This is a genomic window from Polynucleobacter sp. UK-Mo-2m-Kol15, assembly GCF_018881505.1.
In the GTDB taxonomy this organism is placed as follows: Bacteria; Pseudomonadota; Gammaproteobacteria; order Burkholderiales; family Burkholderiaceae; genus Polynucleobacter.
This window is the reverse complement of the sequence record NZ_JACVQC010000001.1, coordinates 147,914-160,267: the sequence shown is the minus strand read 5'-3', so window position 1 is coordinate 160,267 and position 12,354 is coordinate 147,914. Positions and strand designations below refer to the sequence as shown.

The 12,354-nt window shown below is 45.3% G+C and carries 9 protein-coding genes; 8 read left to right on the top strand and 1 reads right to left on the bottom strand.

Annotation, left to right across the window (positions count from 1 at the left end):
* Positions 1-6: 6 nt before the first annotated feature.
* From glmU to ICN43_RS00805, 8 genes are all read left to right on the top strand, one after another.
* Positions 7-1,467: a bifunctional UDP-N-acetylglucosamine diphosphorylase/glucosamine-1-phosphate N-acetyltransferase GlmU gene (glmU, locus tag ICN43_RS00840; RefSeq protein ID WP_216196792.1), complete on the top strand. Its 1,461-nt coding sequence runs from the start codon at positions 7-9 to the stop codon at positions 1,465-1,467.
* Complete coding sequence (gene glmS / locus ICN43_RS00835) at positions 1,467-3,299, top strand: glutamine--fructose-6-phosphate transaminase (isomerizing) (protein ID WP_216196791.1); 1,833 nt, start codon at positions 1,467-1,469, stop codon at positions 3,297-3,299. Before glmU ends, glmS begins: the two co-directional genes overlap by 1 nt.
* A 355-nt stretch (positions 3,300-3,654) precedes the next feature.
* Positions 3,655-4,446, top strand: coding sequence for an energy transducer TonB (locus ICN43_RS00830; RefSeq protein ID WP_216196790.1), 792 nt, complete (start codon positions 3,655-3,657; stop codon positions 4,444-4,446).
* Between the two features lie 11 nt (positions 4,447-4,457).
* Entirely contained in the window at positions 4,458-4,643 is a 186-nt protein-coding gene (locus tag ICN43_RS11235; RefSeq protein WP_370623187.1) for a cytochrome c, read from the top strand.
* 80 nt (positions 4,644-4,723) lie between these two features.
* Entirely contained in the window at positions 4,724-5,587 is an 864-nt protein-coding gene (locus ICN43_RS00820; RefSeq protein ID WP_216196788.1) for a pirin family protein, read from the top strand.
* A 142-nt stretch (positions 5,588-5,729) separates the two neighbouring features.
* A complete protein-coding gene (locus ICN43_RS00815) occupies positions 5,730-7,265 on the top strand; it encodes an efflux transporter outer membrane subunit (RefSeq protein WP_216196787.1) in 1,536 nt (511 codons plus the stop codon).
* Positions 7,243-8,574 carry an efflux RND transporter periplasmic adaptor subunit gene (locus ICN43_RS00810; protein ID WP_370623136.1) on the top strand — a complete coding sequence of 444 codons (1,332 nt, stop codon included), beginning with the start codon at positions 7,243-7,245 and terminating at the stop codon, positions 8,572-8,574. Before ICN43_RS00815 ends, ICN43_RS00810 begins: the two co-directional genes overlap by 23 nt.
* Before the next feature lie 7 nt (positions 8,575-8,581).
* A complete protein-coding gene (locus ICN43_RS00805) occupies positions 8,582-11,617 on the top strand; it encodes an efflux RND transporter permease subunit (protein WP_216196786.1) in 3,036 nt (1,011 codons plus the stop codon).
* A 74-nt stretch (positions 11,618-11,691) separates the two neighbouring features.
* On the opposite strand, the gene ICN43_RS00800 is transcribed toward ICN43_RS00805, so the two are convergent.
* Positions 11,692-12,354: a glutathione S-transferase family protein gene (locus tag ICN43_RS00800; RefSeq protein WP_255533371.1), complete on the bottom strand. Its 663-nt coding sequence runs from the start codon at positions 12,352-12,354 to the stop codon at positions 11,692-11,694.

Below are 12,354 nucleotides of genomic sequence, written 5' to 3'. Positions count from 1 at the left end.
ATTGCTATGAATATCGTTATTTTGGCTGCCGGGCAAGGAAAGCGGATGAAGTCCGCCTTACCCAAGGTTCTTCAAACCTTGGCCGGGAAACCACTTCTCCAGCATGTTTTGAATACGGCTTTAGACCTACAGGGTAATAGCACTAGAACTGGCCCCATCGTCGTTGTTGGGCATGGCGCTGCTGATGTTAAGGAATTTCTTCAAATCGCCAGCGAGCAGGATTCTCGCTTCGGGAGAGTGGGCACAGCATTGCAGGCTGAGCAAAAGGGAACGGGTCACGCTTTATTGCAGGCTCTCCCCAAGCTGGATGTGAATGAACCAACTTTGGTTTTGTATGGCGATGTCCCGCTTACTAGCAAGAAAACGCTTTCTAAATTGGCTAAATTGGCTGATGGTGTGCGTGGCCAAGATTCTGCATTAGCACTTTTAACTCAAAACCTTAGCAATCCAACTGGCTACGGCCGTATCGTGCGAGATGTTGATGGGTCAGTACAAGAGATTATTGAAGAAAAAGATGCTTCGCCTGAGCAAAAGCGTATTCAAGAAATTAATACCGGCATCATGGTGCTGCCAACGAATTCACTTAAAAAATGGTTAAAGTCTTTGCGTGCTAGTAATGCCCAAGGTGAATACTATTTGACTGATGTGATTGCCATGGCAGTCAAAGATGGCGTACCTATTCGTACTGCACAAGCAGATGCTGAATATGAAACCGTTGGTGTTAATAGTCGCGATCAGTTGGCTGTACTAGAGCGAACACATCAACTCAATCAAGCAAATGCACTAATGAATGCTGGTGTTTCTTTGGCTGATCCGGCGCGGATTGATATACGTGGAACTCTAGAGTGCGGCACAGATGTCTTTATTGATGTCGGATGTGTATTCGAGGGTTGCGTAACTTTAGCTGCAGGTACAAAAGTGGGTCCGTACTGCATTATTCGTAATAGCGTGATTGGAAAGAATGTCACTATTCACCCATACAGCCATTTAGACGGCGCAAAAGTTGGCGCCAGTTCACTGATTGGACCTTATGCTCGTTTGCGTCCAGGTGCGGATTTGTCTAACGATGTGCATATTGGCAACTTTGTCGAAGTGAAGAATAGTAAGATCGCCGCTAATAGCAAAGCTAATCACTTGGCCTATGTAGGTGACTCGATTGTGGGATCTAGAGTCAATATTGGTGCAGGTACGATTACTTGTAACTACGATGGTGTTAACAAACACCAAACGATTATTGAAGATGATGTATTCATTGGCTCTGATACTCAGTTAGTTGCCCCGGTACGAGTTGGTCGAGGTGCCACCTTAGGTGCAGGAACTACGTTGACTAAAGATGCCCCGCCGAATCAGCTCACCGTCTCTAGAGCTAAGCAAATTTCTTTACAGTGGCAGCGCCCGGTAAAGAAGGAAAAGATTGCCCCGGGAAAGACAGTAGCTGTAAAAAAATCCGTTAAGGCTAAAAAATAATGTGCGGAATTGTTGGCGCAGCATCGCGTAATAATATTGTCGAAGTGTTAATTGAAGGCTTACGCCGTCTTGAATACCGCGGCTATGATTCTTGTGGTTTTGCCGTAATTAATGGTGATGATGCCAATCATCCGATTGATCGTGCACGCACTACTGCTCGTGTTTCTGAGTTGGCAGAGCAGGGTAAAGAATTTCATGGCACCCTAGGTATTGCTCACACTCGCTGGGCAACTCATGGCAAGCCAGATACGCAAAATGCACATCCGCATATTTCAGGCGGACTAATTGCTGTTGTTCATAACGGCATTATTGAAAACTACGAATTACTGCGTACTGAGCTGAAATCAGCAGGTTATGTATTTACCTCGGAAACAGATACTGAGGTGATTGCGCATTTAATTCATCAAGCTTATGTATCCAGCAGGCAAGTAGATTTAGTCACTTCAGTCCGTTCTGTGTTACCCCGACTTCACGGTGCTTACGCGATCGGTGTGATTGCACAAGATCGTCCAGATGTTTTAGTGGGTGCGCGCGTTGGATCTCCTTTGGTTGTTGCTCTTGGTGAAAATGAAAACTTCCTCGCCTCTGATGCACTTGCCCTTGCTGGCCGAGCGCACTCCATGATGTATTTAGAAGAGGGCGATATTGCTGTTCTTAAGGCAGAGAGTGTTGAGATCATTGATCAGATAGGCAAGACGGTGCAGCGAGAGCAAAAGGTCATGCCTGCTCAGGCTGACTCAGTAGATCTGGGACCTTATCAGCACTACATGCAAAAAGAGATTTTTGAGCAACCCAGAGCAATTGGTGATACGCTTGCCAACATTGCCAGCTTTGGACCAGAACTCTTTAATGCTGACCCTCAACAGTGGAAAAAGTTTGATCAAATTTTGATCTTGGCTTGCGGTACTAGCTATTACTCTGCCTGTGTTGCTAAATATTGGTTAGAAGATTTGGCTGGCATCCCCACTCAGGTTGAGATTGCTAGTGAATATCGCTATCGCACAACTGTCCCCAATCCGAATACATTAATTGTGGTGGTTTCTCAGTCTGGTGAGACTGCTGACACTTTAGCGGCATTACGTCATGCGCAAGCTCTAGGCCATCAATACACGCTTGCGATTTGTAACGTGACCTCCAGTGCCATGGTTCGTGAAACTAATTGGAATTTCTTAACCAAAGCTGGTACTGAGATTGGTGTAGCTTCGACCAAAGCATTTACAACTCAATTAGTTGCGCTTTATCTATTGGCTGTTTCATTAGCTAAGCGTGCGGGAAAAGTAAGTCCCGAGCGAGAGAAAGAGCTCTTGCGTGATTTGCGTCATTTGCCTAAAGCTTTGCATGCCGTGTTGGCACTTGAGCCACAAATCATTGCCTGGAGTGCTGCATTTGCTAAATGTGAAAACGCTTTATTCCTTGGGCGTGGCTTGCATTACCCAATAGCGCTTGAAGGCGCACTTAAGTTAAAAGAGATTTCGTATATTCATGCTGAAGCCTACCCAGCAGGCGAGTTAAAGCATGGCCCGCTCGCACTAGTTACTGAGAAGATGCCGGTAGTAACTGTGGCTCCCAAAGATGATTTGCTGGAAAAGCTCAAATCCAATATGCAGGAAGTCAAAGCTCGCGGTGGAAAGCTTTACGTTTTTGCCGATCAAGATAGCGAGATCACTAGTAGTGAAGGCATTAATGTGATTCGTTTGCCTGAACACTACGGCAATCTGTCACCAATCTTGCATGTAGTTCCGCTCCAACTCTTGGCGTATCACACAGCCTGTGCTCTGGGCACCGATGTCGATAAGCCCCGTAACCTTGCAAAGAGCGTTACGGTCGAGTGATCCCAAAGGGGGTAGTAGAGCTTCAAGGCTTTGCTGTCAAATTTGAAGTAATCATCAGAACCGGAGCGCTGATGATTGGGGCTTACTCTGACTATCAAAAAGTACTTTCAGATAGCATTATTCAGATGAGAGATCAAGAAAAGATGACCTTTAAAGGGATCTCAGAGGCTCTTACTCAAAAAGGCTATCGCTCTCCCAGAGGATTCGATTTGAGTCCTGAAAGCGTGTTCTCGATCTACAAAAAACGCAAGATCAGGGATGATCGATTAAATACTCCCCCAAAATATAGGATTACTAGGTTGAGGGTGGTTGGATAGTTCCAATTGGAGCTTGTATCGGATAAGCTCCTAAGTTGATGAAAAAAAAGCCCCCCAGACTCCTTTTTGCGCTCTGGCTATCAATTGCCGTTCATCTTGGACTCATTCTGTGGTGGGCTACCTATGAAGGCTTTATCTTTGCTAAACCCAAAGATGTAAATCCAGAGATTATTCAGGTTCGCCTAGAAGATCCTATTGCTCAGAAAATTAGCGATTTAAATCCCAGTCTCAGTAGCGATAAACAATCAGCATCATTAGCTGCGCCCTCAGCCCCAACTGCGGAAGAGTGGGCTTTCGCTTCTAAGTACACACTAAAAAATAGCAAAGGATATCGCCACTCTTTCGGTCAGCAAGTGCGAAGTATGATGGGAACTGCTACGGAGGGACCCGATCAAGGGCAGGTTCGATTCAGGATCGAAATTGCTCCAAATGGAACCCTTGTCAAGGTCGAAACGCTTTGGAAAACTTCTGATAAAGCGGAGCAATTGGCTAGAAGGGCAATGAAGTCTATGCCTGCTTTGCCACCCACGCCAACAGGCAAATCACTCATCTTTGAAAGAACCATTTCATTTACGCCATTTGCTATAAATGATGCGCCAGTCTATAGAGATGATTGCCTTCCCGATACACCTGCGTCTGGCAATCCATTTGCTTGGGATGGAAAGTCGGCGCAAGAAATTAAGAAAAGTAAGCCTATGGAAAAACTCAGTCCCGAAGCGTTGGCTGAATGCCTCAAGCAATTACCTCAAGATTCTATTGATGGCATTACTGCTGAAGCTCAACGGCAACTGGGCATATGGAGCTCAGGAAAACTTAATCAAAGAAAGTAAGGTTTCTATAAATACGTATATACGCATATATTTGTCTAGAGGAAGACCAATTTAAGAAGATGGCGAAAGATTTAGAAGCAAAAACCACAAACCTAGTAAAGGTCGCAGAACTTAAAGATCAAAAAAAGCTCAAAGTTGCGTTTGAGCAGGCAAGAGATAGCTGTAATGCGTGTCATAAAGAGTTTAGAAAGAAGTAACTAGTGACCCCCGTTCAGAACTTGGACGTCACGGTCGAGTAATTAAATCGGCAGTACAGATTGGAAAAGATAAGAGGGCTATGAAAAAACTCATTGGTTTACAGGGTAATGATCAAGGTCACTGGGTTGGCGATGGCTTTCCTGTGCGCACCTTGTTCTTCTATCAGGATCTAGGAAAGCAAATGAGTCCATTCTTGATGTTGGACTACGCAGGTCCAGCAGAGTTTCCATCAACAACTGAGCGTAAGGGTGTAGGCTCACACCCCCATCGTGGTTTTGAAGCGGTCACCATCGTCTATGAAGGTGAAGTTGCACATAGGGATTCCACAGGTCAGGGCGGTGTGATTGGCCCTGGAGACGTACAGTGGATGACTGCGGGTTCTGGCATATTGCATGAAGAGTTTCATTCTGAAAAATTTGCAAAAAATGGCGGCACTCTGAATATGGTGCAGTTATGGGTCAATCTGCCAGCAAATCTCAAAATGACTAAGCCAGGCTATCAAGCGATTTTGGATAAACAAATTCCTGTAATTGATTTACATAATGGCGCAGGACAAGCTCGTATCATTGCTGGGAAGTTGAATGGTCAGCAAGGCCCTGCTCATACCTTCACTCCTATGAATGTGGTTGATCTGAAGTTGAATCAGGGTTCAATGAGCATTCCTGTGCCCGAAGGTTGGAATGCATCCCTAGTCGTTCTTAAGGGTGCAGTTGAAGCGGGCAATGGCGTAGTGGCTAAAGATGCTCAGATGCTGGTATTTACTAATCAAGGGCAGGATATTCAGGTGAATGTGTTGGAAGACTCTATTGCTTTGCTGCTGAGCGGCGAGCCCATTGATGAGCCAATTGTTGGATATGGCCCATTTGTTATGAACTCTAAGGAAGAGATTTCTCAGGCAATACAGGATTTCAATGGCGGCTCTTTCGGAAGAATTTCCCAATAAAAATCAAAGCCTTCAAAATTCTATTTGACTTCTTTGCCTGGCTGTGCACAAAAAATAACCAATTAAATCAATGTGTTACACGAAATCAGTAGAAAAGGTGTGTTCTAATAGCAGCTGAAGAAAAGGATATTTTTCACCGTTCATGTTTGGGTCAAAAGGTTTCTCTGTTTTCCGCTTGCTTCCGCTTGCTTCTGCGGGGCTACTTTCTGCGTGCGCAGTAGGCCCAGACTTTAAGCAACCCGATGCTCCAAACACATCTAGGTATACCGAAACTACTCTTTCTCAGAGCTTAGCTACTGCACCTGGAGTGCCTGGTGGAACCGGTCAAGAGTTTATTGAGGGTGCTGAGATTGAGGCGCAGTGGTGGGCACTATTTAAATCTCCCGAGTTAGATGCTCTCATTAAGAAAGCCCTACAGCAAAGTCCGAATTTAGGCGCAGCAGATGCAGCCCTTCGTGCGAGTCAAGAAAATGTCAGCGCACAAATTGGCGGACAGTATTTCCCGGCTATTGGTTTAAATGGCGGCGTAGCACGGCAGTTACAACCCTCCGCTATTTATGGTTTGCCCTATGGCTCCGATACCTACAATCTCTATAACGCATCTGTAAACGTTACTTATAAGCTTGATGTATTTGGCGGTGCACGCCGTGCGGTTGAAGGCGCGAGAGCGCAAGCGGAGATTGCGCAGTTTCAGTTAGAAGGCGCGTACCTTTCCTTGACAGCGAATATTGTTACCGGTGCTGTTCGTGAAGCAGCGCTTCGTGCGCAAATGCAAGCTACTGAAGAAATACTGAAGGCGCAAACGAATTTAGCTGAGGTAACAGAAAAGCAATTGGAGATTGGCACAGTTTCTCGGGTTGATGTGACATCGCAAAGAACTCTAGTATCTAACTCACAATTCGATCTGTTTACTTATGATAGAAATCTTTCGTTTGCGCGCAATCAGTTAGCGGTATTGGTTGGTGACTTACCTAGCAATGCCAATATTACGAAGTTTGACTTAAAGTCTTTGCATTTGCCAGAAAAGCTTCCGCTCTCTGTGCCATCGAGCTTGGTGCGCCAGCGTCCGGATGTGCGCGCAGCAGAGGCACAACTTAAGGCTACCAATGCCCTAGTTGGCGTCGCTACCGCCAATTTATTACCTCAATTTAATATTACTGGCGCCATTGGCTCTGCAGCATTAACAAGTGCAGCTCTTTTCGGACCGAATGCTACGCTATGGTCTATTGCTGGCGGCATCTTTCAGCCACTCTTTCAGGGCGGTCAACTATTGGCTCAACGCCGAGGTGCCATGGCCAATTATGAACAAGCAGTTTATCAATATCAAGCAACTGTACTTAAAGCATTCCAAGAGGTTGCAGATTCTTTGCGTGCCCTGGAGACTGGAGCGCAAGCATTGAAGTCAGCATCAGACGCAGAGCGTTATGCGTATGAAACTTTGGATCTAGTCCAACAGCAATACAAGCTAGGCACTGCTAGCTACCTTGCTGTTCTCTATTATCAAAATCAATATCAAATTGCTAAGGTCAAATCGGTATCTGCCCAAGCGACCCGGTTCTCTGACACAGCAGCCTTATTTGCAGCACTAGGTGGTGGTTGGTGGAATCGAACCGGCCCGGCCTTTCAACCAAAAGCCATAGCGAACAAAGATCAAAATGAAACTTCTGGAAACAATTAAAACCAAAGTGACTGCCGTCGTAACTGCCTTATGGGCTTGGATGCTGACGAAGGCGCAAGAGTGGAGTCTTCGTCAGAAGCTGATTAGCCTTTGGGACAAGATAAAAGGTTTATGGATTGGTTTATGCGAACGCTTTAAGCGCAGTAAAGTCAACGCTAAGCTACAGTCTATGACTCCTTTGGGTCGACGTATGACCATTATGTTGTGCGGTGTATTTTTATTGCTTGGTTTGATCTTTGGATTTAATCAACTCAAGACATTCATGATTAAATACTTTATTGCAAGCATGGGTTTGCCGCCTGCAACAGTCTCTACTATGGTTGTAGAGACTACAGCATGGCAACCAAAGCTATCTAGTGTTGGTAATGTTCGTGCATTCAGAGGCGTTGAGCTCAGCACTGAAATTGGTGGCCTTGTGCAAAATGTTCCCATTAAATCTGGCATGGATGTGAAAGAGGGCGACCTACTCATTAAATTGAATGATATTTCGGATGTTGCTCAATTAAATTCTTTAAAAGCATTAGCAGATTTAGCCAAAGTAATTAACGAGCGCGATATGCAGCAGCTAGAGATTCAGGCGATTAGTAAGAACGTATTTGACACTAGTAAAGCTGATGCGAAGTCTAAGCAGGCCCAGGTAGAGCAGCAAACTGCCTTGGTGGCTAAAAAGAATCTAAAAGCCCCATTCAGCGGTCGTGTTGGTATCGTGATGATTAACCCTGGCCAATTTGTTAACCCAGGCGATAAGTTGCTTACTTTGCAAACTTTAGATCCTATTTTTGTGGATTTCAATCTCCCTCAAAGTAATGCCGAACAAATTCAGGTTGGACAAGAAATTGTAGTGACGACTGATGCATTTAAGGGCTCAAGTTTTACTGGCAAGATCACTGCTGTGAGCCCGAAAGTCGATACCAATACGCGCAATATTCAGATTGAAGCCCAGCTAGCAAATCCAGATAAAAAGATTTTGCCGGGCATGTTCGCCAATGTGAATATTAAATTGGGTGATGAGATGAAGATGCTCACTTTGCCACAAACCGCTGTGACTTATAACCCATATGGCTCAACAGTCTTTATTGCCAAGCCGACCGGTAAAAAGGATAAACAGGGCAAGCCTGAGCTTGAGGCTCAACAAGTCTTTGTGACTACGGGGCCAACACGTGGTGATCAAGTGGCGATTCTTAAGGGGGTGGATGAGGGTGCCACAGTGGTTACTAGTGGTCAACTCAAGCTGAAGAACGGAACACCGCTGATTGTGAATAACAAGGTGTTGCCGGCTAATTCACCAAACCCACAGCCACAGGAATAAGTCCTAGATGAATTGGACTGACATATTTATTCGTAGACCAGTGCTCTCGCTGGTGGTAAGTGCGCTTGTCTTGGTGTTTGGTTTGAAGGCGGCTGGTTCTTTGCCAGTCAACCAATACCCACAAACCCAAAATGCAATCGTTACGATTACCACTGCCTACTATGGCGCCGATCCTGAGACGATTGCAGGATTTATTACGCAGCCCTTAGAAACGGCAATTGCTCAGTCTCAAGGTATCGACTACTTATCTTCTATGAGTGTGAGTGGCCTCTCAACAATTACTGCAACTCTGAAGCTCAACTACGATTCCAACGCAGCATTGACACAGATCCAGACTCAAATTAGCTCGGTCAAGAATCAACTCCCACCACAGGCTCAGCAGCCTGTATTAACTGTGCAAATTGGTCAGTCGACTGCAGCAATGTACATGGGCTTTTATAGCGATGAGATTCCAAATAATGCCATTACGGATTATTTATTGCGGGTGGTAAAGCCAAAGCTAGACTCTATCGATGGCGTTCAGAATGCGGAAATCACTGGCGGTAGAAAGTTTGCACTCCGTGCTTGGCTTGATCGCGAGAAGATGGCTGGCCTTGGCGTAGGTGCTGATGATGTGTATAACGCCATGGCAGCCAATAACTACCTATCGGCAGTCGGTAGCACTAAAGGAGATATGGTTGCCGTAGACTTGGTGGCAGGCACCGATCTTCATACGCTTGACGAGTTCCGCAAGTTGGTTATCAAAAAAGATGGCATCAATATTGTGTATCTTGATCAGGTAGCGACAGTGAGTATGGGCTCCGAGGACTACAACACCAACGTCGCATTTAGCGGTAAGAGATCTGTTTTCATTGCTATCAAGGTGGCACCGCAAGCGAACTTACTCGATGTAGCAGCACGTGTTCGTGCTGCAGTCCCTGATATTCAGAAGCAGTTACCGACTGGTATGTCGGGTAAGGTGGTTTATGACTCTACTAAATTCATCACCACCTCGATTGATGAAGTGGTAGCTACCTTATTAGAGGCTCTGTTAATTGTGACGGTGGTGATTTATCTCTTCTTGGGTAGTGCACGTGCGGTTGCCGTACCAGTGATTGCGATGCCACTCTCCTTAATTGGCACATTCTTTTTAATGCAGATCTTAGGCTACTCGATTAACTTGCTGACACTACTTGCCTTGGTGTTGGCGATTGGATTGGTAGTCGATGATGCCATTATCGTGGTTGAGAACGTTGACCGCCACATGAAAGAAGGTAAGTCTCCGCTTGAGGCTTCTTTAATTGCTGCGCGTGAGTTAGGCGGCCCTATCTTGGCTATGACGATTGTCTTGATTGCGGTGTATATACCAATTGGCTTCCAGGGGGGATTAACGGGTGCACTCTTTACAGAGTTCGCTTTTACCTTGGCAAGTGCAGTGGCGGTGTCCGGATTAATTGCCTTGACGCTTTCTCCGATGATGTGTTCCCGTATCTTTACGGAAGAACAAGAAACCTCTTCTTTTGTGCAAAAGATTGATCACATTTTTGAAAAAGTTCACCACAGTTACCAAGCTACATTACGTGAGCTCTTAAGCACCTGGCAAGTCATTATTGTGATGGGCGTCATTTTGCTGGGTGGAGTGGCTTACCTCTACGCCACTGCTCGTGCTGAATTAGCGCCAACAGAAGATCAGGGTATTGTATTGATGCAGGCTTCGGGTCCGCCCAACAGCACAGTCAATCAAATGCAAACTTACGCTGATCAGATTTATCAAATATCAGCAGTAGAGCCTGAGTATGAGCAGATGTTCCAAATTACTAGTCCAACTAGTAGCTTTGGTGGCGTATTACTTAAAGACTGGGATCAACGCAGTCGCAATGCTACAAAGTTTCAAGAGGATATGCAGAATAAGTGGAATACGATTGCCGGTGTTCGAGTGGCGGCCTTTCAGTTTCCAGCTTTGCCAGGCGCTCAGGGCCTGCCTGTTCAGGTGGTGATCAATACTACCGAGTCTTACGAGCTACTAAATGAGGTAGCACAAGCAGTTTTAGATAAAGCCCGTCGTAGCGGAAATTTCTTTTTCGTAGACTCAGATTTGAAGATTGACAAGCCACAAGATGTTTTAGAGATTGATCGTGAAAAAGTGGCTGCACTAGGTATGACTCAGCAGCAAGTGGGTAGCGCACTATCGGCCGCTCTGGGTGGTGGCTATGTCAATTACTTCTCTGTCGCTGGTCGCTCCTATCGTGTTATCCCGCAAGTAAAGCAAGTGGATCGTCTCAATCCAGATCAAATTCTTGATTACTACATCCGTACTCCTAGTGGACAGATGATTCAGGCGCGCACCATTGCGACGATTAAGCAAAAAGTAGTTCCACAATCGATTAATCACTTTCAGCAACTGAACTCTGCAACGATTTTTGGTGTCAGTACTCCATTTATTTCTCAGGCTGATTTGCTTGAGTTCATGCGTGAAACTTTAAAAGAAGTTGCGCCCAATGGTTACACCATGGATTACGCTGGTCCATCACGTCAGTTTATGGCGGAGTCCGGGGGTTTCTTGGTGACGATGTTTTTTGCGATCTTGATTGTGTTCTTGGTATTAGCGGCTCAGTTTGAAAGTTTCCGCGATCCAATCGTTATTTTAGTTTCAGTGCCACTTGCTTTATTTGGTGCTCTCATCTTTATTAATCTCGGATTCACGACTTTGAATGTATATACCCAGGTTGGCTTGGTCACGCTAATGGGCTTGATTAGTAAGCACGGAATTTTGATTGTGGAATTTGCCAATGAGCTACAAGAAGCTGGTCGCAGTAAGCTAGATGCCATCGTAGAAGCTAGTAGCGTGCGTTTACGTCCTATTTTGATGACGACTGCAGCAATGGTATTGGGCGTAGTGCCACTAGTGATTGCCTCTGGCGCTGGTGCTGCAGGCCGCCAGTCTATGGGTATTGTGATCTTTACTGGCTTATCAATTGGCACACTGTTTACGCTCTTCGTAGTGCCGGCCATGTATTTATTTATTGGCGCAGATCATCATCAGAAAAAATTTAAGCAACAGTAATTTATTCTGTATAGCACCAAAGAAAAAGGGTGAACATAGTTCACCCTTTTCAGCTTCATTGCCAGAGGTTTAGCTTACTTCATGATATTAAGTTCTTTTTCTGCAACCATGCTGAATTTGGTTCCTGTTTCAATGCGATGCATCCAGGCCTCAATATTTTTTAATGCAGGACGTGGCCCAGTTTGATCTGGAAAAGTCTGATTAAGCAAAATCCATCTACTTACACAGAGTGCTAGTGGAATATCTCCAATATTGAAGGAGCCCCCCGAGCAATAATGCTGATTTATCAATTGCTGATCTAGTAATGTGAGTAGTGCATTGGTATCTTGATATGACTTTCGAATTGCCTCGTAATTGCGCTCACCTTCAGGCGTTCGAGTTAGCCCCATAAATGCCGAACGCAAGCTTGGCCACATGGTTCCTACCTGCCAATCCATCCATTTTTCTGACTGATATTGAGTAGCGATGTCAGTTGGAAAGCGTTTTGACTGATCGTACTGGCTACGAAGATAGCGCAGGATGGTATTCGATTCCCATAGAACAAGGTTTCCATCTTCTAATGTCGGAACCAGGCCATTGGGATTGAGCGCTAAAAATTCAGGAGTTCGATTTTTCCCAAAATGGAGGCCTGCATCAATTCGCTCAAAATCTTTACCTTCCTCCAGCCCAAGTTCTGCAAGGCACCACAGCACCTTTTGTACGTTGATAGAACTTTTTCTCCCCCATAAGCGCATCAT

What these genes read in the sequence shown, in the direction of transcription:
- glmU (WP_216196792.1), top strand. Translation starts at nt 7, where the DNA reads ATGAATATCGTTATTTTGGCTGCCGGGCAAGGAAAGCGGATGAAGTCC.
- glmS (WP_216196791.1), top strand. Translation starts at nt 1,467, where the DNA reads ATGTGCGGAATTGTTGGCGCAGCATCGCGTAATAATATTGTCGAAGTG.
- ICN43_RS00830 (WP_216196790.1), top strand. Translation starts at nt 3,655, where the DNA reads ATGAAAAAAAAGCCCCCCAGACTCCTTTTTGCGCTCTGGCTATCAATT.
- ICN43_RS00820 (WP_216196788.1), top strand. Translation starts at nt 4,724, where the DNA reads ATGAAAAAACTCATTGGTTTACAGGGTAATGATCAAGGTCACTGGGTT.
- ICN43_RS00815 (WP_216196787.1), top strand. Translation starts at nt 5,730, where the DNA reads ATGTTTGGGTCAAAAGGTTTCTCTGTTTTCCGCTTGCTTCCGCTTGCT.
- ICN43_RS00810 (WP_370623136.1), top strand. Translation starts at nt 7,243, where the DNA reads ATGAAACTTCTGGAAACAATTAAAACCAAAGTGACTGCCGTCGTAACT.
- ICN43_RS00805 (WP_216196786.1), top strand. Translation starts at nt 8,582, where the DNA reads ATGAATTGGACTGACATATTTATTCGTAGACCAGTGCTCTCGCTGGTG.
- ICN43_RS00800 (WP_255533371.1), bottom strand. Translation starts at nt 12,354, where the DNA reads ATGATGCGCTTATGGGGGAGAAAAAGTTCTATCAACGTACAAAAGGTG.